Source organism: Actinomyces sp. AC-20-1 (genome assembly GCF_023369555.1).
In the GTDB taxonomy this organism is placed as follows: Bacteria; Actinomycetota; Actinomycetes; order Actinomycetales; family Actinomycetaceae; genus Actinomyces.
This window is the reverse complement of sequence record NZ_JACJVC010000017.1, coordinates 26,292-50,457: the sequence shown is the minus strand read 5'-3', so window position 1 is coordinate 50,457 and position 24,166 is coordinate 26,292. Positions and strand designations below refer to the sequence as shown.

Genomic DNA, 24,166 nt, shown 5'->3' with positions numbered 1-24,166 from the left:
CCCACCCGCCCACGACACACGAGGACACCATGCTCGGACAGCACGGACGCGGCCTGACCAAGGCCCTGTTCACCCGGCCGGCGCTCGCACTCGCCCGCCTCGGCGTCACGCCCAACATGCTCACCGTCACCGGCACGCTGCTGACCGTCCTCGTCGCGGTCACCACCCTGCCCCAGGGGCGCTTCCTGCTCGGCGTGGCGCTGCTGGCCCTCGTGGTCGTCGGCGACTCCTTCGACGGCATCCTCGCACGCGCCACCGGCACCACCTCCGTCTTCGGCGCCTTCCTCGACTCCACCATGGACCGCGTCGCCGACGGCGCCGTCTTCGGCTCCCTGGTCGCCTGGGCCGCGCTGCGCCTCGAGGCGGGCGCCCTGCGCACGACGACCATCGCCTGCGGCCTGGCCGTCGTCGTCCTCGCCGAGGTCGTCTCCTACGCGCGGGCCAAGGCCGAGTCGATCGGCACCAGTGCCAGCGTGGGCGTCGCCGAGCGCACCGACCGGCTCGTCGTCGCCGGGGCCGGCGCCCTCGCCGTCGGCCTCGGCGCCCCGCAGTGGGTGCTCACCGCCGCCCTGGGGATCGTCGCCGTCGGCTCCCTCGTCACGGTCGTCCAGCGGGTCCTGACCGTGCGCGGCCAGCTGCGCCAGCGCGAGCAGGCCCCGGACGAGGTCAGGACCCCGTGAGCCCCGCCGTCGAGGACCTCTACCGCCTCGCCTGGCGGCACGCCCACCGCCTGCCCCCGCGCCTGGGCTACGCCCTGTGCCACCTGGGCGCCGACGCCGCCTGGCTCCTCCACTCCCTCCAGGGCCGGCGCACGGGCGCCGGCCAGCTCCAGCGCAACCTCGCCCGCCTGCTGCCCGACGCCACCGCGGCCGGGCTGCGCCGCGCCACCAGGCAGGGCATGCGCTCCTACATGCGCTACTTCTACGAGGCCTTCGCCCTGCCCGGCACCAGCCCCGACCAGCGCCTGGCGCGCGTGCGCCCCGACATCGACCCCCGGGCCCACGAGGACCTGGCCGCAGGCTCGATCGTCGTCGCCCTGCCCCACATGGGCAACTGGGACCTCGTGGGAGCCTGGGCCTCCTCCCAGCTCGCGCAGGTCCTCACCGTCGCCGAGCACCTGGAGCCCGACGACCTCTTCCAGCAGTTCGTGGCCTTCCGCGAGGACCTGGGCATGCGCGTCATCGGCCAGCGCCGCGGCGAGAGGGTCTTCGACAGCCTCCTCGCCGCCGCGCAGGAGGGCCACCACGTCATCGCCCTGCTCGCCGACCGCGACCTGTCCTCCGCCGGGGTCCAGGCAGAGCTCGGCGGGCACGCCATGAGGGCGGCGGCAGGACCGGCCGCCCTCGCCGTGCGCCTGGACCTGCCCCTGTACTACGGCACCATCTCCTACGAGAGGCTCACGGGCCGGCGCCGCCGCGCCGCCGGTGGCCCCTGGGGCGTCGTCCTGCGCCTGCGCAAGGTCGAGGAGCCCGAGCCCGACGTCGGGGCGACCGCACGCCGGCGCGTCAAGGCCTGGACCCGGGCCTGGGTCAGCGCCCTGGCCCCCGATCTCGCGGCCCACGCCACCGACTGGCACATGCTCCAGCCCGTCTTCGACGCCGACCTGGACCCCGAGCGCCTCGCCCGCGCCCACGCCCGTGAGAACGACCAGAGCCCGCACGACGCCGCGACGGCGGGGGAGGAGCCATCATGAGAGTCGGCCTCGTCTGCCCCTACTCACTCGACGCCCACGGCGGCGTGCAGGTCCACGTGCTCGAGCTCGCCGCCGAGCTGAGGCGACGGGGCCACGAGGTGGGCGTCCTCGCCCCCGCCTCCGAGGGCACCGTGCTGCCCGAGGGCGTCACCAGCGCCGGGGACTGCGTCGCCATCCCCTACAACGGCTCCGTCGCCCGGCTCAACTTCGGGCCGGTGGTCGCCCGGCGCGCACGCCGCTGGCTCGACGAGGGCCGCTACGACCTCCTGCACATCCACGAGCCGATCACCCCGAGCGTCGGCATGCTCGTCCTGCAGGCCGCGCAGGCGCCGGTCGTGGCGACCTTCCACGCCGCCATGGACCGCTCCCTGGCCCGCGAGCTCCTGTCGCCGGCCACCGTCCCGCTCATCGAGCGCATCGCCGCTCGCATCGCCGTCTCCGAGGAGGCACGGCGCACCCTCGTCCACTTCCACGGGGGCGACGCCGTCGTCATCCCCAACGGCGTCAACGTCGCCCCCTTCGCCGCCGCCCCCACGGACGACCCCCGCTTCGCCGGCACGCCCGAGGCCCCCACGATCGCCTTCCTGGGACGCCTCGACGAGCCCCGCAAGGGGCTGCAGGTGCTCGCCGGTGCCATCGGCCCCGTGCTCGCGGCCGCCCCCGGCGCCCGCTTCCTCATCGCCGGGCGCGGTGAGGCCGAGGAGCAGCGCCGGGCCCTGGCGCGCCACGGCGAGCACGTGCAGTTCCTCGGCGGCGTCAGCGACGAGGACAAGGCCGCGATGCTCGCCTCCGCCACCTGCTACGTGGCCCCGCAGACCGGGGGGGAGTCCTTCGGCATCGTGCTCGTCGAGGCCATGGCCGCCGGCACCCGCGTCATCGCCTCGGACCTGACCGCCTTCTCCGACGTCCTGGGCGCCGGGCGCTACGGCGCCCTCTTCCGCAACGAGGACAGCGAGGACCTCGCCCGGGTCGTCATCGACACGCTCACCCGCCCCGAGGCCGCCGAGCAGCGGCGCCGGGCCGCCCAGGAGGTGGTCGGCCGCTACGACTGGACGACGGTGACGGACGCCGTCCTCGACGTCTACGACATGGCCCTGTCCACCGCCCACGTGCGCGTCGACCCCGCTCCCGGGGCCCGCACCATGGTCGCGCGCCTGCGCGGCGTCCTCGACGGGGGCGAGAAGTGAGCGGCGGCTGGACCGGGGCGCTGGCCGGCCTCCTGCTGCTGCTCGTGGCCGTCGCCGCCGGCTGGGCCCTGTACGCCCGGGCGCTGCGGGTGGACCGCCTGCACCGCCAGGTGCTCGGCTCGCGCGCCACCCTGGAGACCCAGCTCGTCCACCGGGCCCAGGCCGCGGCCGAGCTCGCCGCCTCCGGCTGCCTCGACGCCGCCTCCGCCCTGCTGCTCTCACGCGCCGCGCACGACGCCCTCGAGTGCGAGGCCCCGCTCGTCGAGGACGGGCTCGACCCCGCCTCCGACGCGCCCGCCCCGGACGGGCGCCAGCGCACCCGCGCCGCCGTCGAGTCGGACCTGTCGCGCGTGACCCGCGCCGTCCTGGACCCGCAGACCCGCAGCGAGCTCATGGAGGACGAGCTGGCGGCCGGGTGCCTGTCCCGGCTCGACCGGGCCGGCTACCGGCTCGTCCTCGCCCGACGCTTCCACGACACCCATGTCTCCGAGGCCCGGCGCCTGCGCCGCGGCTGGGCCGTGCGCCTGCTCCGGCTCGCCGGCCGGGCGCCGCTGCCGGGCACCTTCGACATGGACGACGACCTCGGCCCCGAGAGGCCGGCCGCTCCGCACGACGAGGACCACCAGTGACCCAGCACCCGCACAGCGGCTGGAGCCCTCGCACCGGCTACCACCGCACCCCCTACACCGCGCCGGCCGGTGGACGCCCTCCCGCCTCGGCCCCCACCGCAGGAGCACCCGTCGCAGCGGGAGGCTGGGCCCAGCCCCCCGCGCTCCGGCGGCGCCGCGCCAGTGACATCGCCGCCTACGTGCTCGCGCTGCTCGGCGGGGCCGGCCTCGCCGTCGTCCTCTACGCCGTCTACACCGAGGCCGGCCAGGCCCGCGCCCTCATCCTGCCCTTCCTGCTCGCCCTCGTCCCGCTCGGCATCGTCCTGGTCTGCGTGCGCTGGATCGACCGCTGGGAGCCGGAGCCCCTGGGCGTGCTCGTCACCGCCTTCCTGTGGGGCGCGGGCGTGGCCACCGTCGTGTCGATGGTCGTCAACACCTCCGCCTCACTGCTGGTGATGGCGACGACGGGCGACGTGGACGGTGCCGAGCTGGTCTCCGCCGTCGTCACCGCCCCCCTCATCGAGGAGGCCACCAAGGGCCTCGGGGTCCTGCTCGTCTTCCTCATCTGGCGCCGCTCCTTCAACGGGCCCGTGGACGGCATCGTCTACGCCTCCGTCATCGCCGCCGGCTTCGCCTTCGCCGAGAACATCCTCTACTTCGCGCGCTTCTGGGACCAGATCCTCGGCGTCTTCGTCATGCGCGGGCTCGCCTCCCCCTTCGCCCACGTGACCTTCACGGCCTGCACCGGCCTGGCCGTGGGGCTCAGCGCCCGCCGCCGCTCGCGCTGGGCCTGGGTGTGGATGACGCCCATCGGGCTGGCCGGGGCGATCGCCCTGCACGCCTTCTGGAACGGCGTGGTCTCCGTGCGCCCCGAGATGTACCTGTTCACGGAGGTCCCCTTCTTCCTCGCCTGCATCGGCATCGTCATCGCCCTCAGGGCGAGCGAGCGGCGCACCCTGCGCCACCGCCTGGCGGACTACGCCCGCTCCGGCTGGTACGCCCCCGCCGAGATCACGATGCTCACCACCTCCGCCGGGCGCGCGACCGCCCGCCGCTGGGCCAAGGCCCGCGGGCCGGCGGCCGAGCTGGCCATGAGGGACTTCCTGACCGCCTCGCTGCAGCTGGCCTCCCTGCGCCAGCAGGCGCTGAGCGGTCACGCCGGCGCCGACTACACGGCCAGGCAGACCGAGCTGCTGGGCGTCGTGCGCCGCTGCAAGCAGGTCTTCCTGGGGCAGTCATGAGCGCCGGCGGGCCCCGGCTCGCGCCGGACGGGCGCGACCCGGTCCAGGTGCCGGAGAACTGGACCGAGCTGCTCGACCCGGCCGAGTGGCGCCTCAACGAGGAGGGGCTTCCCGCCCGGCGCGCCGCCCGCGTCGTCGCCCTGCGCGAGAGCCCCCACCCCGAGATCCTGCTCGTCGTCGGCCACGACTTCGCCGACGCCGGGCACTGGTGGGCCTTCACCCCCGGCGGCGGGATCCTCGACGGCGAGGACGCCCGCTCCGGCGCCCGGCGAGAGCTCGCCGAGGAGACCGGGATCGTCCTGGACGACGCCGACCTCACCGGCCCGGTGGCCCGGCGCAGCTCCCGGTTCCGCTTCAACCTCGTCACCTGCCGGCAGGAGGAGGAGATCTTCCTCGCCCGCCCCGGCACGACGGGACCGATCGACCGCGCCGGGTGGACCGACCTGGAGAAGCAGGTCCTGGACTCCCTGCGCTGGTGGGGCCTGGACGAGCTCGACGCCGCGGTGGAGGCCGGGATGACCGTCTACCCGCACACGCTGCCCCGGCTGGCGCGCGAGCTGCTGGCCGGCTGGGACGGCGTGACCCGTCGCATCATCGAGGACGACTGAGCACCGGTCCCCACGGGCGCCACGCCCCGGTGGGCACGGGGCCCTCGACGCGCCCGCGGCCGTGACGATCGCCTCACGACTGGGCCGAGCGCGCAGCAGGATCCCTCCCGACGGGGCCGCCCGCGCGGCGTTAGGCTTGCCCAGGTCTTTCCGTGCGCCGTGGGCCGTGCCCGGCGGCGCACGGGCTCTTCTCGCCACCGCTGCCAGCCGTCCGGCCCGGGCAGCGCGCCACCCTCGACTCCCAGGAGGACACATGTCGGGACACTCCAAGTGGGCAACCACCAAGCACAAGAAGGCGGCCATCGACGCCAAGCGCGGCAAGCTCTTCGCCCGCCTCATCAAGAACATCGAGGTCGCGGCCCGCACCGGCGGCGGTGACCCTGCCGGCAACCCGACCCTCTTCGACGCCATCCAGAAGGCCAAGCGCAACTCGGTGCCCGCCGACAACATCACCCGCGCCGTCAAGCGCGGCTCCGGCGAGGAGGCCGGCGGCGCCGACTGGCAGACGATCATGTACGAGGGCTACGGCCCGGCCGGCGTCGCCTTCCTCGTCGAGTGCCTCACCGACAACCGCAACCGCGCCGCCTCCGACGTGCGCGTCGCCTTCAGCCGCACCGGCGGCAACCTCGCGGACCCCGGCTCCGTGGCCTACAACTTCTCGCGCAAGGGCGTCGTCGAGGTCGCCAAGGCCGAGGGCGTGGACGAGGACTCCATCCTCATGGCCGTGCTCGACGCCGGCGCGGACGTCGAGGAGGTCGTCGAGGGCGCCGAGTCCTTCGAGATCATCTCCGAGCCGCAGGACCTCATCGCCGTGCGCGACGCCGTCACCGGCGCCGGCATGGAGTACGAGTCCGCCGAGTCCCAGTTCGTCGCCGCCACCAAGGTCGAGGTGGACCTCGAGGGCGCCCGCAAGGTCATGCGCCTCATCGACGCGCTCGAGGACCTCGACGACGTCCAGAACGTCTTCACCTCCGTCGAGGTCCTCGCCGAGGTCGCCGCCCAGCTCGAGGACGAGGACTGAGCACCCGGGCCATGGGCACCGCCCGCTCGCGCAGCGCCGTCGTCGCGCAGCAGCGGGTCCTCGGGGTCGACCCCGGGCTGACCCGCTGCGGCCTGGGCTGCGTGGACATCGACCCCCGCCGCCGCGTGCGTCTCGTGGAGGTGGGGGTCGTGCGCACGCCCCCCTCGCAGAGCCCCGAGCTGCGCCTGCTGGCCATCGCCGAGGCCCTGGACGACTGGATCGCCCGCCTGGGGCCCACGAGCGTGTCCGTCGAGCGCGTCTTCGCCCAGGACAACCTGCGCTCCGTCATCGGGGTGGCCCAGGTCATGGGCGTGGCGATGCTCGCCGGCGCCCGCCACGGCCTCGAGGTCGCCCAGCACACGCCCAGCGAGGCCAAGGCCGCCGTCACCGGCTCCGGCACCGCGGACAAGCCTCAGGTCCAGGCCATGGTCGCGCGCATCCTCGGGCTGGCCGAGCCTCCCAGCCCTGCGGACGCCGCCGACGCCCTCGCCCAGGCGATCTGCCACGGGTGGCGCGGCGGCGGCACCGGCGCGGACGGCGCCACCGAGATGGTCTCGGCCGGGGGAGCGGTGCGGGCCAGCGCCCGCACGCCCGCCCAGCGCCAGTGGGCCCAGGCCCAGGCGGCCGCCCGCCGCACCGGTGCGGTGGACCCGCGCCGCCTGAGGCGCTGAGGCCCGCAGCACCTGGTACGGTCTGTACAGACGTTCGACGGCGCTGCCGTCACCCTCACCCTAGGAGAAGCCCCGATGATCGCCTCCTTGCGCGGCGCCGTGCTCGAGACCTCGCTCAACAGCGCGACCATCGAGGTCGGCGGCGTCGGCATGACCTTCCAGGCCACCCCCGCGACCCTCGCCGGCCTGCGCCCGGGCCGGGAGGCCCTGGTCCACACCGAGCTCGTCGTCCGCGAGGACTCCCTCACCCTCTTCGGCTTCGCCGACGCCGACGAGCGCCACTGCTTCCGCGTCCTCATGGGCGCCAAGGGCGTGGGAGCGCGGCTCGCTCTGGCTGTCCTGAGCGTGCACACCCCCGACTCCCTGCGCCGCGCCGTCGCCGGTGGGGACGTCGCCGCCCTCACCCGGGTGCCGGGCCTGGGCCCCAAGGGCGCCCAGCGGGTCATCATCGACGTCGGCGACAGGCTCGGCCCCGTCCAGGGCGAGGACCCCGGTCCCGGCACCCAGGTGGGAGCCGCCCAGGAGGAGGGCCCCGCCCCCAGCCCCGACGTCGTCGCCGCCCTCGTCCAGCTCGGCTGGAACGAGGCGACGGCCGGGGAGGCCGTGACCGCCGTCGAGGCCGCCCACATGGCCGCCCACGGGCAGGAGGCCGACCCCATGCCCGTGCCCGAGCTCCTGCGCGCCTCCCTCAGGTGGCTGGGCGGAGGACACCGTGGCTGAGCACGACCGCTTCGTCACCGGCGGTGCCGACGAGACCGAGCGCGCCGCCGAGGCCGCGCTGCGCCCCAAGCGGCTGGAGGACTTCGTCGGACAGGAGGTCGTGCGCGGACAGCTCTCCGTCGTCCTGCGCGCCGCCCTGGCCCGCGGCACCACCCCGGACCACGTCCTGCTCTCCGGCCCCCCCGGCCTGGGCAAGACCACCCTCGCGATGATCATCGCCGCGGAGGTCGAGGGCTCCCTGCGCCTGACGAGCGGACCCGCCGTCCAGCACGCCGGTGACCTCGCCGCCATCCTGTCCTCCCTGGAGGAGGGCGACGTGCTCTTCATCGACGAGATCCACCGCCTGGCGCGCACCGCCGAGGAGATGCTCTACCTGGCGATGGAGGACTACCGGGTCGACGTCGTCGTCGGCAAGGGGCCCGGGGCCACCTCCATCCCGCTGACCCTGCCGCCCTTCACCGTCGTCGGCGCCACCACCCGCGCGGGCCTGCTGCCCGCCCCGCTGCGCGACCGCTTCGGCTTCACCGGGCACCTGGACTACTACGGGCCCGCCGAGCTCAGCCGCATCGTCACCCGCTCCGCCGGCCTGCTCGGCGTGAGCCTGGAGCCCGAGGCCGGCACCGAGCTCGCCCGCCGCTCACGCGGCACCCCCCGCATCGCCAACCGGCTCCTGCGGCGCGTGCAGGACTGGGCCGAGGTCCACGGCACGCCCGGACGCCTCGACCTGGCGGCCGCCCGCGCCGCGCTCAAGGTCTTCGAGGTCGACGCCCTCGGCCTGGACCGGCTCGACCGCTCGGTCCTGCGGGCCCTGTGCACCCGCTTCGGCGGAGGCCCCGTGGGCCTGGCCACGCTGGCCGTGAGCGTCGGCGAGGAGCCCGAGACCGTCGAGACCGTCGCGGAGCCCTACCTCGTGCGCGAGGGGCTCATGGTGCGCACCCGCCAGGGCCGGGCCGCCACCCGGGCCGCCTACGAGCACCTGGGCCTCGAGGTCCCCGCCGACGGCACCCTCTTCGGCTGAGCGGGCGGCCGCGGGCGCACCGGGACCGGGGCGCGCGTCACACGGCAGAGTGACGCGGCTCGCGCTGCAGGGCCCGGGCCGTGACCTAGACTCGCGGAGGCCGCACCACGTCCTGGCGCGGCTGACACGACCGAACGGAGAACCCTCCATGCTCTGGATGATCCTCGCCATGCTGCTGGCCTTCTGGGCCATGTCGCACTTCGCCAACAAGCAGCAGAAGAAGCTCCAGGCCCAGCAGCAGGCGCGTACCGACGACGCCCTCGCCGTTCCCGGCACGTGGGTGCGTACCCGCGCCGGCTTCTACGGCACGGTCGTCGAGGTCGACGGCGACGTCGTCACCCTCGCCACCCCGCTCGGCGACGAGTCCCTGTGGGCCAAGAGCGCCATCGTCGGCGCCGAGGAGCCCCCCTTCGCCTCCCTCCACGAGGAGGAGGACGACGAGGACGTCACCGAGGACACCGCCCCCGAGGCCCTGACCGGGGAGCCGCAGCCCGCCGTCGAGGAGGCCACCGGCTCCGACGAGCAGGCCGGACGGGCCTGAGCCCCACCTACCAGCCCTGAGCCGGCGCGCGCCACCGCCCCCCCCCCCCCCCCCCCCCCCCCCCCCCCCCCCCCCCCCCCGAGGCCGACCGCACGACGCCGAGCCCGCACCACGACAACCCCCACGAGGAACAACCGCGTGTCCACCAAACAGCTCAGGCACCCGGGGCGACAGCTCCTGGTGCTGCTCCTCCTCATCGCGCTCGGCTTTGGCGCGCTCGCCGTCGGCACCGCCACCGGACGCACGACGATGACGCCGGGCCTCGCCCTCGACCTTGAGGGCGGCACCCAGATCATCCTCACGCCGACCACCACCGACGGCTCGGACATCTCCGACGAGGACATCGAGCAGGCCATCGGGATCATCCGTCAGCGCGTGGACGCCTCAGGCGTCTCCGAGGCCCAGATCTCGCGCCAGGGCGGCCAGAACATCGTCGTGTCCCTGCCCGGCACGCCCTCGGAGGAGACCCTCGAGCTCGTACGCACCTCCGCGGTGCTCTACTTCCGCCCCGTCATCCGCGTCATCCAGAGCTCCGCCACCGCCCTGGCCGAGGCGCAGAACCAGTACGTCGCCCAGGCCCAGGCCTCCGCCGCGGCCTCCGCCTCCGCGCTCGCCCAGGCCACTGCCGAGCCCGCCGAGCCCCAGGCCGAGCCCACGCAGGACCCCGCGGCCCTCAGGACCGGGCGCGAGTGGCTCGTCTCCGGCGGCGTGCCCACCCCGGCCCCTAGCGCCCTGGCCACCACCACGCCGGAGGAGGTCGCCCGGCGCAACGCCGACGTCGACGGGGACGGCACCATCTCCTCCGACCCCCTGCCCTCCACCTCCGAGGACAACTCCTCCGACTCCTGGATCAGCGAGCAGCTGATCTACGACGCCTACATGACCGACTGCAAGGACCCGGCCAACCTCACCGGGACCGTCCAGGACCCGGCCACCGCCGTCATCTCCTGCGCCCGCGACGGCCAGGGCGCCACCTACATCCTGGGGCCCGCCGACATCGCCGGCACCGACATCGCCAGCGCGGACTCCGCCCTGGAGGTCACCAGCCAGGGCGTGACGACCAACAACTGGGTCGTCAACCTCGAGTTCAACAGTGAGGGCACCCAGGCCTTCGCCGAGGTCTCCTCGCGCCTCATCGCCTACCGCGACGCCGCCTCGAGCACCTCCTCGGGCACGGCCACGACCAACGGCGCCAGCAGCACCAGCTCGGCCACGGCCAAGGCCCAGTTCGCCATCGTCCTCGACGGCCTGACCCTCATGGCCTCCGGCTTCAACCAGTCGGTCACCACCGCCATCACCGACGGCAAGGTGCAGATCTCGGGAGGCTTCACCCAGGAGAGCTCGAGCACGCTGGCCAACCAGCTCTCCTTCGGCTCCCTGCCGCTGACCTTCACCGTCCAGTCCGAGCAGGCCGTCTCCGCCACCCTGGGCACCGAGCAGCTGCGCAACGGCCTGGTCGCCGGCCTCATCGGCTTCCTGCTCATCATCGTCTACCTCGCCTGGCAGTACCGCGGGCTGTCGGTCATCGCCGTCGCCTCGCTCATCGTGGCCGCCGCCGTCACCTACCTGGCGATCACGCTGCTGTCGTGGACGATCGGCTACCGCCTGTCCCTGGCGGGCGTCGCCGGCCTCATCATCTCCATCGGCATCACGATGGACTCCTTCATCATCTACTTCGAGCGCGTGCGCGACGAGGTCCGCACCGGGCGCACGCTCACCGCCGCCGTCAACGAGGGATGGGTGCACGCCCGGCGCACCATCATCGTCTCCGACGCCGTCAACCTCGTGGCCGCCGTCGTGCTCTACTTCCTCGCCGTCGGAGGCGTCCAGGGCTTCGCCTTCACCCTCGGCGTCACCACCGTCGTCGACCTCGGCGTCATCATCCTGTTCACCCACCCCATGATGGTGTGGATCCTGCGCCTGCCGTTCTTCGGCCAGGGGCACCGCCTGTCCGGGCTCGACCCCGAGCACCTGGGCGCCCGCTCCCAGTCCGTCTACGGCCGCGGCCGCCAGGCCCTGGCCGACGCCGCCGTCACCTCCCTGGCCAGGCGCAAGGCCGCCGCCGGGCAGAGCGGGAGCACCGACGCCGTCGCCGCACCCGCCGCTAGCCGAAAGGAGGGCGAGGACAAGTGAAGAACCTGGCCCAGCTCGGCAACGAGCTCTACTCCGGCAAGACCTCCATCCCCTTCATCGCCAGGCGCAAGGTCTGGTACTCCACCGCCCTCGGCGTCATCGCCGTCGCCCTCGTCCTGCTCGCCACCGTCGGGCTCAACCCGGGCATCGACTTCAAGGGCGGCACCGAGGTCACCGTCACGGGCATCGAGTCCCCCAGCGAGGCACCGGCCAGCGCCGTCGTCGCCCAGCAGGGCCTGCCCGCCTCCACCTCAGTGACCACCATGGGCACCTCCTCCGTGAGGGTCCAGACCACCGAGCTGAGCTCGGCCCAGAGCGACGCGCTCAGCACGGCCCTGGCCGAGGCCTACGATGTCGAGGCCGCCAACGTCTCCGCCACGACCATCGGCCCCACCTGGTCCTCGGACGTCACCTCCAAGGCGCTGCGCGGGCTCATCCTGTTCTTCCTGCTCGTCGGCGCCCTCATCTGGGCCTACTTCCGCACCTGGAAGATGGCGGTGGCCGCGCTGCTCGCCCTGTGCCACGACATCCTCGTGACCGTCGGTGTCTACGCCGCCACCGGCTTCGAGGTCACGCCCGCCACCATCATCGGCGTGCTCACGATCCTCGGCTACTCCCTCTACGACACGGTGGTCGTCTTCGACAAGATCCGCGAGAACACCGACTCCTGGCAGGCCCAGACCCGCTCGACCTACGCCGAGCTGGCCAACCTCGCCGTCAACCAGACCTTCGTGCGCTCGGTCAACACCTCCGTCGTCGGCGTGCTTCCCGTGGCCTCCCTGCTCGTCGTCGGCGCCTTCATCCTCGGGGCCGGCACCCTGCGGGACATCGCCCTCACCCTGTTCATCGGCATGATCGCCGGGACCCTGTCCTCGGTGTTCCTCGCGACCCCGCTGCTGGTGGACCTGCGCCGCCGCGAGAAGGCCGTCGTCGAGCACACGCAGAAGGTCACCGAGGCCCGCGCCCGCCGCCTGGCCGAGGCCGGCGACGACCCGGAGGCCCTCGCCGCCCTCACCAGCGCCCCCACAGCATCCCCCCTCATCCCCGGCCACCACCTGGGAGCCGCCGCCCAGCCCAAGAGGAAGAAGAAGCGGTCATGACATTCCCCGACTCCCTGCCCACCGAGCTCACCCACCTCGTCCTGGACAACGTCCGCGAGGTGCCGGACTTCCCCGAGCCCGGCGTCCTGTTCCGCGACATCACCCCCCTGCTGGCCAACGGCGAGGCCTTCTCCACCTTCATCAGCGACCTCGCCGAGCACTACCGGGGTCACATCGACGCCGTCGCCGGCCTCGAGTCGCGCGGCTTCATCCTCGCCGCCCCGCTGGCCTACACCCTGGGCATCGGCATGCTCACCGTCCGCAAGGGTGGCAAGCTCCCCGGACCCGTCCTCGGCGTCGACTACGACCTCGAGTACGGCTCGGCCCGCATGGAGCTGCGCCCCGAGACCGTCCAGCCGGGCCAGCGCGTGCTCGTCATCGACGACGTGCTCGCCACCGGTGGCACCGCGGCGGCCTCGATCGACCTCCTGGAGCGGTCCGGCGCCGAGGTCGTCGCCGTCTGCATGCTGCTCGAGCTCGCCGGGCTCGGCGGCCGCGAGCAGCTGCCCGGCAGGAAGGTCGACTCCGTCGTCGTCTTCCCCTCCTCCTGACGCCACCGGTGCAGCGCGTGGCTCTATGATCCGGCTATGACGGACACGCGCAGCAGCACAGACGCAGGCGACGACACCATCGTCCCCGGCTCCCGGGTGCGCAGCCGTCTGGCCTGGTTCGGCTCCCGCGGGCACTCCACGCCCGCCGCCATCGAGCCGCTGCTGCGCGCCCTGCGCGCCAACCACCCCAAGGCGGACACGAGCCTCATCGTGCGCGCCTACCAGGTCGCCGAGAAGGCCCACGAGGGCCAGAAGCGCAAGTCCGGCGAGCCGTACATCACCCACCCGGTGGCGGTGGCCACCATCCTCGGCGAGCTCGGCATGACGCCGCAGACCCTCGCCGCCGCCCTGCTGCACGACACCGTCGAGGACACCGACTACACGCTCGAGCACCTGCGCGCCGACTTCGGTGACGAGATCGCCCTGCTCGTCGACGGCGTCACCAAGCTCGACAAGCTCCAGTACGGTGAGGCCGCCCAGGCCGAGACGGTGCGCAAGATGATCATCGCGATGTCCAAGGACATCCGCGTGCTGCTCATCAAGCTCGGGGACCGGCTGCACAACGCCCGCACCTGGAAGCACGTGTCCAAGGAGAACGCGGCCCGCAAGGCCAAGGAGACCCTGGAGATCTACGCCCCGCTGGCGCACCGCCTGGGCATGAACACGATCAAGTGGGAGCTCGAGGACCGCTCCTTCAAGGCCCTCTACCCGGGCGTGTACGACGAGATCGAGCGCATGGTCGCCGAGCGCGCGCCCGCCCGCGAGGAGTACCTGCGCCAGGTGCGCCTGCAGATCGAGGAGGACCTGCGGCTCAACAAGATCAAGGGCACCGTCACGGGGCGGCCGAAGCACTACTACTCGATCTACCAGAAGATGATCGTGCGGGGCAAGGACTTCGACGACATCTACGACCTCGTGGCCGTGCGCGTCATCGTCGACACCATCCAGGACTGCTACGCGGTCCTCGGCGCCCTGCACTCGCGCTGGACCCCGATGTCCGGCCGCTTCAAGGACTACATCGCGGTCCCCAAGTTCAACCTCTACCAGTCCCTGCACACGACGGTGGTCGGCCCCGACGGCAAGCCCGTGGAGATCCAGATCCGCACCCACGAGATGCACCGCATGGCGGAGTACGGTGTCGCGGCCCACTGGAAGTACAAGGAGGACCCCAACGCCTCCGGCCCGGCGCCGGTGCGGGGCAAGGGCGAGGAGGACGCCGGCGAGATGGCGTGGCTGCGCCAGCTCGTCGACTGGCAGAAGGAGACGCAGGACCCCGCCGAGTTCCTGGACTCCCTGCGCTACGAGATGGCCGGCACCCAGGTCTACGTCTTCACCCCGAAGGGCGACGTGCTCGCCCTGCCCGGCGGCTCGACGCCCGTGGACTTCGCCTACGCCGTGCACACGGAGGTCGGCCACCGCACGGTCGGCGCGAGGGTCAACGGCCGCCTCGTCCCACTGGACACGCGCCTGGAGAACGGCGACAACGTCGAGGTCTTCACCTCCAAGGCCCAGGGGGCCGGTCCCAGCCGCGACTGGCTCAGCTTCGTCGGCTCCACGCGGGCCCGCAACAAGATCCGCTCCTGGTTCTCCAAGGAGCGGCGCGAGGAGGCCATCGAGGAGGGCAAGTCCCTCATCGCGCGAGCCCTGCGCAAGAAGGACCTGCCGATCCAGCGGCTCATGAACCACGAGTCCCTCACGGACGTCGCCAAGACGCTCGACAAGGGTGACATCGACGGCCTGTACGCGGCGGTCGGGGAGGGGCACGTCTCCGCCCAGCACGTCGTCGACACGCTCGTGGCGGCGCTGGGCGGTGAGGCGGGCACGGAGGAGACCCTGGCCGAGGGCGTCCTGCCGACGAAGGCCGCCCGCGCCCACCAGCGCCCCCGCTCCGACTCCGGTGTCGTCGTCGAGGGCATGGACGAGGGCGACGTGTACGTCAAGCTCGCGCGCTGCTGCACCCCCATGCCCGGGGACCCCATCGTCGGCTTCATCACGCGGGGGTCCGGGATCTCCGTCCACCGGGCGGACTGCCAGAACGTCGACCAGCTCCAGCGCGAGCCCGAGCGGATCGTGGCGGTGCGCTGGGCGGACCACGCCCAGTCCGCCTACCTCGTGCAGATCGACGTCGAGGCCCTGGACCGCGGCGGGCTCCTGGCCGACATCACGCGGGTGCTGGCGGACAACCACGTCAACCTCATGAGCGCGAACATCTCGACCAGCCGTGACCGGGTGGTGACGGGACGATTCGTCGTGGAGCTGGCCGCCGCCAGCCACCTGGACCACACGCTGTCCTCCCTGCGCCGCATCGACGGCGTCTTCGAGGCCCGCCGCTCCACCTCCGCCTCGCGCCGTCAGGGCTGAGCAGAGGCCACGAGAGCGTCGATGAGCCTGCGGGCGCGCGGCCGGCCCCGGCAGGCGGCGCCCCGGCAGCGGGCGAGCGCCAGGTGCAGCTCGGTGCTGCCCAGCCCGAGGGCCCTGGCAGTCAGGACCGCCAGGGCGGCGCGGGCCGGGGCGGCCGTGCGCGCGAGGTCCGCCACCGCCCGGGCGGGCCCCAGGCACCGCAGGCCGTCGAGCGTGACGATGTCGCAGGCCGGTACCGTGCCGCGGTAGACGACCGTGCCCGGTCCTCGGCCTCGGCGCGAGGGGATGATGAGGGCCAGGCGCGAGGGCGGGCGCCCGCCGGCGTGCACCCACAGGGCGGCCTCTCCGCCGACGACGGCGCCGGGCGGTACGAGCGGGGCCAGGGCGCGCGCCCGCTGGACGGGGGTGCGCAGCAGGTCCGCGGGCACGGCCGTGCCGAGGACGTCGGTGAGGACCCTGGCGTCGAGCCGGGCGTCGCGCAGGATGACGCGCTCGTGGGGCGCCAACGGCCCGAGGGCGGGTCGTGTGGGGCGTAGGACCGGGGCGCGCAGGGCGGCCAGGGCCGAGGCCCGGCGGCCCGTTCCGGTGGCGGGGCCGGTGGGGGAGCCGAGGCGGTGTGTCATGAGCGCATCGTGCACCGGCGGGCGCGGCCGGCACGAGGTGGGCGCCGGGGCTGTGGACAGGTGCGGGGAGGCGGCTCACCGGTCCTGTGGACCGGTGGGGCGGGCCGCCGGTCCTGTGGACAGGGTTCCAGCGCGGCGGCGTGGCGGACCGATAGGTCGGGCCCTGACACCCAGTGGGGTGTCAGGGCCCGACCTGTCAGCCGGGAGCACCGCTGCCGGCCCGGCGCCTCAGGCGCGGCTGGACAGGCGCACCTGCTCCAGCCAGGCGCGCCGGGCCGTGAGAGCGGCCTCGGCCTCGGCGACCTTCTTCGTGTCCCCGGCGCTGCGGGCGGCCTCGAGGTCGCGCTCGAGCTCGGCGATGGAGTCCTCGAGCTGGCCGGCCAGGCCCTCGGCGCGGGCCTTGGTCTCCGGGTCGCTGCGGCGCCACTCGGCGTTCTCCGCGTCGCGGATGGCGTCCTCGACGGCGCGCATGCGGCCCTCGATGCGGCGCACCGCCGCCCTGGGCACGCGGCCGGCCTCCTCCCAGGCGTCCTGGATCGGGCGCAGGGCCCTCTTGGCGGCCTTGACGTCCTTGATCGGCAGCAGGGCCTCGGCCTTGGCGACGAGCGCCTCCTTGACCTTGAGGTTCTCGGCGTACTCGGTGTCGGTGGCCTCGTCCTTGGCGCGGCGGGCGTCGAAGAAGACCTGCTGGGCGGCGCGGAAGCGGGCCCACAGGGCGTCGTCCTCCTTGCGGGAGGCGCGCCCGGCCTTCTTCCACTCCTCCATGAGGCCCCGGTACTTGGCGGAGGTGCCCGCCCAGTCCGTGGAGCCGGAGAGCTCCTCGGCGCGCTTGATGAGCGCCTCCTTGGCGGCCTTGACCGCGGACTGCTTGGCGTCGAGCTCGGAGAAGTACTGGCGGCGGTGGCGGTCGAAGGTGGTGCGGGCGTGGCTGAAGCGCTTCCACAGGCCGTCCTCGGTGGGACGGTCCAGGCGCGGGCCACGGCGCTGGGCGCCCTTCCACTGCTCGAGCAGCTCGCGCAGCTCGGCGCCCGAGCTCTTCCACTGCGTGCGGCCCGGGTCCTGGGCGGCGATGGCCTCGGCGCGCTCGACCAGCGCCGTGCGCTCCTTGAGCGCCTGCTCGCGGGCGGCGGCGCGCTCGGCGTTGACCGCGGCGCGCCGCTCGGCGGCGACGTCCTTGAGGGCGGTGAAGCGCGCGCGCAGACCCTCGAGGTCGCCGACGGCGGCCGGCTCCTTGAGCGACTCCTCCAGGGAGGAGACCGTGGAGTCGATCTCGCGCACCGACAGCTGGGGCAGGCGCGTGGCGAAGAGGTCCACGGTGGCCTTGAGGTCGAGGAACCGGCGCACGTAGAAGGCCATGGCCTCGGCGATGGGGGCGTTGGGGAACTGGCCGACCTCGCGCTCGGAGTCGGCGTCCTGGACGTAGACCCGGCCCTCGCCGTCGACGCGGCCCCACTTGGCGGCGTCCATGGCCTCCTGGGGGTCGACCTCCGGCTCGGCGGGGGCGGCGGGCGCGCTCGGGGTGGGGACGGCGGCCGGGGCCTCGACAGCCTCGGTGCCCTCAGTGCTCTTGGCACTCCCAGTGTCCTCGGTGCTCCCAGCCCCGGTCGCCTCGGCATCCTCGGCGGCGGCCTCAGCAGCCTCAGGTGTGTCGGCGTCGACGGCCGGGGGCGTGGCGGCCTCGGCAGGCGCCTCAGCGGCCTCCCTGGCCGCCTCGGCGACCTCGTGCTCGTCGTGGGTCTGCTCGGCGGGGGTTCCGGCCACGGTGGCGGGCTCAGAGGCCGGCTCGGTGGACGCGGTGGCGTCCTGCTCGGCGGGGGCGGTGGCGGCCTCGAGGGCCGTCTGCCCGTTCGTGGCGGTGGGCTCCAGGTCCACAACGCCCTCGGCGTCCGGCTGGGTCTGCTCGGTCACGGTGTGCTCCTTCGTGGGTTGACGGGGTGGGACACGGGGTCCGTTCCGTTCGCGCCCGGCACGCGGCCGGGTGGTGGGTGCCGCCTCGGCAGGAGGCAGCACCCTGAAGTCTACGTGCTCACCGGTGCCCCGGCGCCAGCCCGGGGCCGCGAACAGGCCTGGTAGTCTCAGCCCGTGATCGTTTGAGCCCCCGCCCCTCCGGCCCCTTGCGCCGGAGACGGGCCACGCCCCCCGCCCGCAACGCCGCGCCCAGGAGCCCCCGTGCCCGCGATCACCCTCACCGACCTCACCTTCTCCTACTCCGCCGAGCCGCTGCTCGAGGACGTGTCCCTCACCGTCGTCGACGGCGAGCGCGCCTGCCTCGTGGGCCCCAACGGCTGCGGCAAGACCACCCTGCTGCGGCTCGTCACCGGCACCCTGGTCCCCGACTCCGGCAGCGCCGTCGTCACCGGCCTGGACGACGGCCGCTGCGGGCTGCGCCCCGCCCTGGACGTGCTCACCATGACGGGCAGTATCGGCAGCTACCTCGACGCCGCCACCGCGGCCCTGCGCGCTCTGCCCGCTCGCTTCGACGAGGTCGCCACCGCCCTGGCCCGCTCGCCGTCGGCAGCCGACCAGACGCGCCTGGCCCGCGAGTACGACCACCTGCTGGCCGCCATGAGTGCCGCCGACGTGTGGGGGCTGGACGCGCGCGTCGAGCAGACCCTCACCGGCCTCGGCCTGGGGGCGCTCACCGGGCCGGACGGCCGGGGCCGCGACCTCGCCACCCTCTCCCCGGGCCAGCGCGGGCGCCTGGAGCTGGCCGCGACACTGCTGGCCTCGCCGTCGGCCCTCGTCCTGGACGAGCCCACCAACCACCTCGACGACGAGGCCATCGCCTACCTGGCCGCCTTCCTCACCGGGTTCAGCGGCCCGGTGCTGCTCGCCAGCCACGACCGCGCCTTCCTCGACGACGTCGCCACGGTCCTGCTCGACCTCGACACCGCCCCCTGGCAGGCGCTGGCGACCGCCGAGGGGGCCGGCGCCCTTCCGGGCGTGCAGCGCTGCGCCGGCACCTACACGGACTACCTCGTGCTCAAGGCGGCGGCCCGCGCCGGCCACGCGGCCCTGCACGCCGCCCAGCAGGGGGAGAAGAAGGGCATCCGCGACCACCGGCGCGCCAGCGAGGACATCGCCCGCGGCGGGGTGCGGTTGAAGGAGGCGGCCAGGAAGGAGAGGAAGTTCTTCGCCGACCGGGCCTCGAAGACCTTCATGCGTCGCGCCCACAACGACGACCGTCAGATGGAGGCCCTGACCGCCCGTGAGGTGCGCAGGCCCCGGGAGTACCGCCTCCACCTCGACCTGCCGCCGGTCGCCGCGCGCGGGGGCCTGGCCCTCACCGCCCGCCGGGCCGCCGTGCCCGGACGGCTTGCCCCCGTCACCCTCGACCTGCGGGTCGGCGAGCACCTGCTGCTCACCGGCCCCAACGGCTGCGGCAAGAGCACCCTGCTGCGCTGGGCCGCCACCGGCCGGGCCCCGGTGGCGCGGACCACGGGGACGCTCACCCTCGACGGGGCCCTCGCCGTCGTGCCGCAGCGGCTGCCACGGCCCGGCGACCCGGGCCTGGACGAGCGGACCTGGGCCTCGGGCATCGGTGAGCTCGGCGCGGGGGTCCTCCACCCCGCCTACTGGCACCGGTGCGTGGGCGAGCTGTCCGCGGGCAACCAGCGGCGCGTCCAGCTCGCCCTGGCAGTCGCGGCGGCCCCTGAGGTCCTTGTCATCGACGAGCCGACCAACTACCTCGACCTGGACACGCTCGAGGCGCTGGAGCAGGCGCTGGCACGGTGGACGGGCACGCTGCTCGTCGCCAGCCACGACCGCTGGCTGACCCGGCACTGGGCTGGGCAGCGCCTCGAGATGCTGCCCGCCCGGCCCGCCGTCGGGGCTGTGGGCTAGCCCGGGCCCCGTGGTCCCCAGGGCGGTGTCACGACAGCCAGGCCCGCGCGTGGCAGCATGGGGCACCGTGCCCAGCCCCACCACGCGACGCCTCGGCCTCCTCGTGAGCCCCGACCCCCTCGACCGCGCGGGCCGTGCGTCGCTCACGCCCGCGGGCCCCACCTGGTTCCCGGCCGTCATGGGCACCGGCATCCTCGCCAACGTCCTGCAGCTGAGCCAGGGGCGCCTGTCGGGCGCCGCCACCGCGGCGGTCGCGGTTCTCGCCCTGGCCTGGTGCCTGCTGGTGGGGCTCGTCGTCGGCTACCTGCTGCGGCTGGCCCGCGACCCCGGCCTCCTGGGCCGTGAGCTGTCCTCCCCGTTCTGGGGCACCGTGGCCATGGGCTGGATGTCGGTGGGCTCAGCCACCGGCGTCGTCACGGCGGCGCACTGGCCCCGGGCCGCCGGCACCGCCTGGGGCGTGGACCTGGCCCTGTGGGTGGCCGGCACGGCCCTGGGGCTGACGGCCGAGGCCGGCTACCTGTGGCGCCGGGCCCACGGCACCGAGCAGGCACCGTCCTTCGTCTCCTGCCTGGCGGTGCTCGCCCCCATGGTGTCCTCCACCGTGGGCGCCGTCGTCAGCGAGCACCTGCCCGGCCCGTGGCGGGCCGCGGTCCTGGTGACCTCGGCACTGTGCTGGCTCGTGTCCCTCGTGCTCGGGTGGCTCATCTTCCTGCCCGCCTACTCCCGCACCCTGCGGCGCGTGCCCCTGCCCCTGGCGGGCAGCGCCTCGGCGGTCATCCCGCTGGGCGTCGTCGGGCAGTCCGTGGCGGGCGCCGTGGCCATCAGCACCCAGGCCCAGGACCTGCTTCCCGACGGCGTCGCCCGGCTCGCGCTGGCCGCCGCCCACGCCTGGGGCTGGCTCATGCTGGTCCTCGGCGTGCCGATGGCCGCCTGGGGAGGGCTGGTCTACGCCCGTGGGCTCTGGCGCCGCATGCCCTTCACCCCGGGGTGGTTCGGCGCCACCTTCCCCATCGGCACGCTGGCCCTCGGCGGGATCCTGCTGGGCCGCTCGACGGCGGCCGAGCCCGTCACCTGGATGGGGCAGGCAGCCGTCCTCGTCCTCGTCGGGACCGTGTCGCTGGCCCTGGCCGGTGCGGTGCTGAGGCTGGTGCGTGAGCCTCGTCAGGCGTAGGCGGTCACCCGCAGCCAGGGCCACAGGGGGTGGTGGTCGACCTCGACCCGGTCGAAACCGGTCCGCTCGCACGCGGCGCGCAGGGTCTGGCCGGTCGGGCACGTCCATGTTGATGAGCTCGGCCCACACGCCCGCGGCCTGCCGGTTCCTGACCTCGTTGACGATGACGAGACGGCCACCGGGGCGCAGGACACGACGCGCCTCAGCGAGCCCGGCCTCGAGGTCCGGCCAGAAGTAGACGGTCTCGAAGGCGGTGGCGACGTCGAAGACGCCGTCGCGGAAGGGCATGTCCTGCACGCTGGCCTCGACGGCGCGCAGCCGGCCGGAGGCCACGGACTCGGCGCACAGCCGCCGCGTGTGGGCGACGGCGGTGGGGGAGTGGTCGATGGCGCCGACCTCGCACCTGGTGGCCCGCAGCAGGCGGCGGGCGACGCCCCCGCCCCCGCAGCCGATGTCCAGTGCGCGCTCGCGCTCACCGACCCGGGCCGCGGCAAGACCCCACCGGTGCAGGGGTGCGTGAGTGAGGTTCATGGACAGCAGGGTGAGGCGGCCCAGGAGGTTGGCTCCCGGGCGCCGGAAGGGGGAGGACGCACTCGTGCTCATGGGCACCATGCTGCACCGCGTGGACGTCGCGGCGCACGTGCGGCCAGGGTGGTGGGGCGCGACGGCCCCGATAGGCTGGGCGCATGATCCTCGAGCGCACCCTCGCCGCCGTCTTCGGAGCCAACTGCTACGTCCTGGCGGAGGGGCCCGGCCGGCCGGCCGTCGTCGTCGACCCCGGGGCGGGGGCGTCCCGCGGGGCCCTGGCGCTGCTGCGCTCCAACCGCCTCACGCTCGGCGCGGTGCTGCTCACCCACGGCCACGCCGACCACGTGTGGGACGCCCAGCGGCTCATCGACACCGCCCACACCGAGGGCCTGCTGTCCTCTCACGACGCCGTCACGGCGCCTGTGTACGTGCCCGAGCCGGACCGCTACCGTCTTGACGACCCGGACGCGACGACGGGCATCCGGGCGGGCGGGATGGGCTTCGCCGAGATGGCGGGCTCGTCCTGGCTGGCGCCGACGGACCTGCGGGTCTTCCCCGCCGAGGGCTTCACCCGGGCCTTCGAGGTCGTCCCCGGTGTGGGGCTGCAGGCGGTGGCGGCGCCCGGCCACTCGGAGGGCTCCTCGATGTTCTTCCTCAACGCCCGCCTGGGCGACAACCAGCTCCTCTTCGAGGCCGAGGTCCTGGACGACCCCTCGACGGTGGAGGAGCGGGACTACCTCGTGGCCCTGTCCGGGGACGTCATCTTCAAGGGCAGTGTGGGACGTACGGACCTGCCCGGCGGTGACCAGGTGCAGATGTGGGCGACGCTGCGCTTTCTGGCCTCGGCGGTCAGCCCGGACACGGTGCTGCTGCCCGGTCACGGCGCGGTGACGACGATGGAGCACGAGCACCACGGCAACCCGTACCTGGCCGAGGCCAAGGTCCGCGGAGGGGACCGGCGGGCCTGAGCGGAGCCAGGCCGGGCCGGGCTGCGGTGACCGTCACGCCGGGGCGCGGCCGAGGTGGCAGGAGCGACCTCTCGGCCGCGTGACACAATGCGCGCATGTCATCAGCACAGGCGCGCCCAGCGCAGTCCTCCCTCTCCGGCTTCCCCGAGTGGCTCCCCGCGGGCCGCGTCGTCGAGCAGGCCTTCATCGACCAGCTGCGCCGCACCTTCGAGCTGCACGGCTTCTGCGGGATCGAGACGCGCGCGGTCGAGCCGCTGGCCCAGCTGACGAAGAAGGGCGAGACCTCCAAGGAGGTCTACCTGCTCTCGCGCCTGCAGGCGGACCCGCAGGACAGGGACGCCGCCGACCCGTCCAAGCAGCTGGGCCTGCACTTCGACCTCACCGTGCCCTTCACCCGCTACGTGGTGGACAACGCGGGGCTGCTCACCTTCCCCTTCAAGCGCTACCAGATCCAGAAGGTCTGGCGCGGTGAGCGCCCCCAGGAGGGCCGCTTCCGCGAGTTCTACCAGGTGGACATCGACGTCGTCGGGGACGGGACCCTGCCCCTGCACTACGACGTCGAGGTGCCCCTCATCATGAGCGAGGCCCTGGCCGCCCTGCCCGTCCCGCCGGTGACGATCCACGTGTCCAACCGCAAGGTCGCCCAGGGCTTCTACCAGTCCGTCGGCATCGGCCAGGACCAGCTCGTCGAGGTGCTGCGCGTGGTCGACAAGCTCGACAAGATCGGTGCCGAGGCCGTCGCCGCCGAGCTCGTCAGCACCGTCGGCACCACCGCGGAGCAGGCCGCCGCGGCCCTGAGGCTGGCGACGATCACGGGGCAGGAGCCCGGGGCCGTGCGCGAGGCCGTCCTGTCCGCCCTCGAGGGCGCGCAGCCGCACGAGCTGCTGCTCACGGGCCTGGACGAGCTCACCGGCCTGCTCGAGGCCGCTCGGCGCCGGCGCCCGGGCGCCATCGTCGCGGACCTCAAGATCGCCCGCGGCCTGGACTACTACACGGGCACGGTCTACGAGTCCTTCATGGCCGGCGCCGAGGACCTGGGGTCCGTGTGCTCCGGCGGCCGCTTCGACAACCTCGCCACCAACGGCAAGCGCACCTTCCCGGGCGTGGGCATCTCCATCGGCCTGTCCCGGCTGCTGTCGCGCGTGCTCGCCGACGGCCTCGTCGAGGTCAGCCGGGCGGTGCCCACCGCGGTGCTCGTGGCCGTCACCGACGAGGAGCACCGGGCGGCCTCCGACGCCGTCGCCGACACGCTGCGTCTGCGTGGCATCGCGGCGGACGTGGCCCCCACGGCCGCCAAGTTCGGCAAGCAGATCAAGTTCGCGGACAAGCGCGGCATCCCCTTCGTCTGGTTCCCGGGCTCCGATGGCGAGGGCGACTCCGTCAAGGACATCCGCTCGGGCGAGCAGTGCCCGGCCGAGGCCGCTACCTGGCGGCCGGCCGACGAGACCGACCTCGCGCCCCGGCTGCGGCCCGTCGAGCAGACGGAGCACCGGACGGGCGGACAGGGCTGAGAGGTGGGCGCTGAGGCGGGCGCCGCGCACGCCCCGGCCGCGCCGGTGCCACCGGCGCCGAGGCCGCCC

21 protein-coding genes and 1 pseudogene are annotated in these 24,166 nt (G+C 74.2%); 19 read left to right on the top strand and 3 right to left on the bottom strand.

Translation table 11 applies throughout. The annotated features are described in order from the left end of the window. Positions 1 to 29 precede the first annotated feature (29 nt). The 15 genes from pgsA (at position 30) to H6X67_RS09490 (ending at position 15,453) form a co-directional block, all read left to right on the top strand. Positions 30 to 680 carry a phosphatidylinositol phosphate synthase gene (pgsA, locus tag H6X67_RS09560; RefSeq protein ID WP_249368877.1) on the top strand — a complete coding sequence of 217 codons (651 nt, stop codon included), beginning with the start codon at positions 30 to 32 and terminating at the stop codon, positions 678 to 680. Then, entirely contained in the window at positions 677 to 1,693 is a 1,017-nt protein-coding gene (locus H6X67_RS09555) for a phosphatidylinositol mannoside acyltransferase (RefSeq protein ID WP_249368875.1), read from the top strand. Before pgsA ends, H6X67_RS09555 begins: the two co-directional genes overlap by 4 nt. Next, positions 1,690 to 2,880 (top strand): glycosyltransferase family 4 protein, encoded by a 1,191-nt coding sequence (locus tag H6X67_RS09550; RefSeq protein ID WP_249368874.1) that lies wholly within the window; start codon positions 1,690 to 1,692, stop codon positions 2,878 to 2,880. Before H6X67_RS09555 ends, H6X67_RS09550 begins: the two co-directional genes overlap by 4 nt. Further along, positions 2,877 to 3,509 (top strand): hypothetical protein, encoded by a 633-nt coding sequence (locus H6X67_RS09545; protein WP_249368873.1) that lies wholly within the window; start codon positions 2,877 to 2,879, stop codon positions 3,507 to 3,509. The genes H6X67_RS09550 and H6X67_RS09545 overlap by 4 nt, the downstream gene beginning before the upstream one ends. Then, the gene (locus H6X67_RS09540) at positions 3,506 to 4,729 is read left to right on the top strand and encodes a PrsW family intramembrane metalloprotease (RefSeq protein WP_249368872.1); all 1,224 of its coding nucleotides are present in this window, start codon (positions 3,506 to 3,508) and stop codon (positions 4,727 to 4,729) included. The genes H6X67_RS09545 and H6X67_RS09540 overlap by 4 nt, the downstream gene beginning before the upstream one ends. Continuing rightward, the gene (locus H6X67_RS09535) at positions 4,726 to 5,337 is read left to right on the top strand and encodes an NUDIX hydrolase (RefSeq protein WP_249368871.1); all 612 of its coding nucleotides are present in this window, start codon (positions 4,726 to 4,728) and stop codon (positions 5,335 to 5,337) included. Before H6X67_RS09540 ends, H6X67_RS09535 begins: the two co-directional genes overlap by 4 nt. A 253-nt stretch (positions 5,338 to 5,590) precedes the next feature. Continuing rightward, complete coding sequence (locus tag H6X67_RS09530; RefSeq protein WP_249368870.1) at positions 5,591 to 6,358, top strand: YebC/PmpR family DNA-binding transcriptional regulator; 768 nt, start codon at positions 5,591 to 5,593, stop codon at positions 6,356 to 6,358. An 11-nt stretch (positions 6,359 to 6,369) separates the two neighbouring features. After that, on the top strand, positions 6,370 to 7,029 hold the full coding sequence (locus H6X67_RS09525; RefSeq protein WP_249368869.1) for a crossover junction endodeoxyribonuclease RuvC: 660 nt from the start codon (positions 6,370 to 6,372) through the stop codon (positions 7,027 to 7,029). Positions 7,030 to 7,104: 75 nt separating this feature from the next. Continuing rightward, positions 7,105 to 7,749 (top strand): Holliday junction branch migration protein RuvA, encoded by a 645-nt coding sequence (gene ruvA / locus H6X67_RS09520; RefSeq protein ID WP_249368868.1) that lies wholly within the window; start codon positions 7,105 to 7,107, stop codon positions 7,747 to 7,749. Further along, a complete protein-coding gene (gene ruvB, locus H6X67_RS09515; RefSeq protein WP_249368867.1) occupies positions 7,742 to 8,767 on the top strand; it encodes a Holliday junction branch migration DNA helicase RuvB in 1,026 nt (341 codons plus the stop codon). The genes ruvA and ruvB overlap by 8 nt, the downstream gene beginning before the upstream one ends. A gap of 148 nt (positions 8,768 to 8,915) precedes the next feature. Next, a complete protein-coding gene (locus H6X67_RS09510) occupies positions 8,916 to 9,308 on the top strand; it encodes a preprotein translocase subunit YajC (RefSeq protein WP_249368866.1) in 393 nt (130 codons plus the stop codon). Between the two features lie 138 nt (positions 9,309 to 9,446). Beyond that, positions 9,447 to 11,441: a protein translocase subunit SecD gene (gene secD / locus H6X67_RS09505; protein WP_249368865.1), complete on the top strand. Its 1,995-nt coding sequence runs from the start codon at positions 9,447 to 9,449 to the stop codon at positions 11,439 to 11,441. Continuing rightward, the gene (gene secF / locus H6X67_RS09500) at positions 11,438 to 12,541 is read left to right on the top strand and encodes a protein translocase subunit SecF (RefSeq protein WP_249368864.1); all 1,104 of its coding nucleotides are present in this window, start codon (positions 11,438 to 11,440) and stop codon (positions 12,539 to 12,541) included. The genes secD and secF overlap by 4 nt, the downstream gene beginning before the upstream one ends. Beyond that, positions 12,538 to 13,092, top strand: a complete 555-nt coding sequence (locus H6X67_RS09495; RefSeq protein WP_249368863.1) for an adenine phosphoribosyltransferase — start codon at positions 12,538 to 12,540, stop codon at positions 13,090 to 13,092. The genes secF and H6X67_RS09495 overlap by 4 nt, the downstream gene beginning before the upstream one ends. A 36-nt stretch (positions 13,093 to 13,128) precedes the next feature. After that, positions 13,129 to 15,453: a RelA/SpoT family protein gene (locus tag H6X67_RS09490; RefSeq protein WP_249368862.1), complete on the top strand. Its 2,325-nt coding sequence runs from the start codon at positions 13,129 to 13,131 to the stop codon at positions 15,451 to 15,453. Here H6X67_RS09490 and H6X67_RS09485 read toward each other — a convergent pair. Both H6X67_RS09485 and H6X67_RS09480 read right to left on the bottom strand, forming a co-directional pair. Continuing rightward, the gene (locus tag H6X67_RS09485) at positions 15,444 to 16,076 is read right to left on the bottom strand and encodes a hypothetical protein (RefSeq protein WP_249368861.1); all 633 of its coding nucleotides are present in this window, start codon (positions 16,074 to 16,076) and stop codon (positions 15,444 to 15,446) included. The two genes, H6X67_RS09490 and H6X67_RS09485, sit on opposite strands and share 10 nt — an antisense overlap. Before the next feature lie 228 nt (positions 16,077 to 16,304). Then, positions 16,305 to 17,984 carry a DUF349 domain-containing protein gene (locus tag H6X67_RS09480; protein ID WP_249376341.1) on the bottom strand — a complete coding sequence of 560 codons (1,680 nt, stop codon included), beginning with the start codon at positions 17,982 to 17,984 and terminating at the stop codon, positions 16,305 to 16,307. A gap of 261 nt (positions 17,985 to 18,245) precedes the next feature. Here H6X67_RS09480 and H6X67_RS09475 point away from each other — a divergent pair, with 261 nt between their 5' ends. Beyond that, complete coding sequence (locus tag H6X67_RS09475) at positions 18,246 to 19,919, top strand: ABC-F family ATP-binding cassette domain-containing protein (RefSeq protein WP_249367553.1); 1,674 nt, start codon at positions 18,246 to 18,248, stop codon at positions 19,917 to 19,919. A 67-nt stretch (positions 19,920 to 19,986) separates the two neighbouring features. Continuing rightward, on the top strand, positions 19,987 to 21,090 hold the full coding sequence (locus H6X67_RS09470) for an SLAC1 family transporter (RefSeq protein ID WP_249367550.1): 1,104 nt from the start codon (positions 19,987 to 19,989) through the stop codon (positions 21,088 to 21,090). Between the two features lie 174 nt (positions 21,091 to 21,264). Here the strand turns inward: H6X67_RS09470 and H6X67_RS09465 are convergent. Beyond that, positions 21,265 to 21,621, bottom strand: a pseudogene (locus tag H6X67_RS09465) (class I SAM-dependent methyltransferase); the annotation flags it as partial. A 155-nt stretch (positions 21,622 to 21,776) separates the two neighbouring features. Here H6X67_RS09465 and H6X67_RS09460 point away from each other — a divergent pair. Both H6X67_RS09460 and hisS read left to right on the top strand, forming a co-directional pair. Further along, a complete protein-coding gene (locus H6X67_RS09460) occupies positions 21,777 to 22,586 on the top strand; it encodes an MBL fold metallo-hydrolase (protein WP_249367549.1) in 810 nt (269 codons plus the stop codon). 95 nt (positions 22,587 to 22,681) lie between these two features. Continuing rightward, positions 22,682 to 24,097: a histidine--tRNA ligase gene (hisS, locus tag H6X67_RS09455; RefSeq protein ID WP_249367548.1), complete on the top strand. Its 1,416-nt coding sequence runs from the start codon at positions 22,682 to 22,684 to the stop codon at positions 24,095 to 24,097. The last annotated feature ends 69 nt before the right edge of the window (positions 24,098 to 24,166 follow it).

Excerpts from the sequence above, each read along its gene's own strand:
- H6X67_RS09510 (WP_249368866.1), top strand. The coding sequence starts at position 8,916 with ATGCTCTGGATGATCCTCGCCATGCTGCTGGCCTTCTGGGCCATGTCG.
- H6X67_RS09530 (WP_249368870.1), top strand. The coding sequence starts at position 5,591 with ATGTCGGGACACTCCAAGTGGGCAACCACCAAGCACAAGAAGGCGGCC.
- H6X67_RS09495 (WP_249368863.1), top strand. The coding sequence starts at position 12,538 with ATGACATTCCCCGACTCCCTGCCCACCGAGCTCACCCACCTCGTCCTG.
- pgsA (WP_249368877.1), top strand. The coding sequence starts at position 30 with ATGCTCGGACAGCACGGACGCGGCCTGACCAAGGCCCTGTTCACCCGG.
- H6X67_RS09490 (WP_249368862.1), top strand. The coding sequence starts at position 13,129 with ATGACGGACACGCGCAGCAGCACAGACGCAGGCGACGACACCATCGTC.
- hisS (WP_249367548.1), top strand. The coding sequence starts at position 22,682 with ATGTCATCAGCACAGGCGCGCCCAGCGCAGTCCTCCCTCTCCGGCTTC.
- H6X67_RS09460 (WP_249367549.1), top strand. The coding sequence starts at position 21,777 with ATGATCCTCGAGCGCACCCTCGCCGCCGTCTTCGGAGCCAACTGCTAC.
- H6X67_RS09485 (WP_249368861.1), bottom strand. The coding sequence starts at position 16,076 with ATGACACACCGCCTCGGCTCCCCCACCGGCCCCGCCACCGGAACGGGC.
- H6X67_RS09525 (WP_249368869.1), top strand. The coding sequence starts at position 6,370 with ATGGGCACCGCCCGCTCGCGCAGCGCCGTCGTCGCGCAGCAGCGGGTC.
- H6X67_RS09535 (WP_249368871.1), top strand. The coding sequence starts at position 4,726 with ATGAGCGCCGGCGGGCCCCGGCTCGCGCCGGACGGGCGCGACCCGGTC.
- ruvA (WP_249368868.1), top strand. The coding sequence starts at position 7,105 with ATGATCGCCTCCTTGCGCGGCGCCGTGCTCGAGACCTCGCTCAACAGC.
- H6X67_RS09550 (WP_249368874.1), top strand. The coding sequence starts at position 1,690 with ATGAGAGTCGGCCTCGTCTGCCCCTACTCACTCGACGCCCACGGCGGC.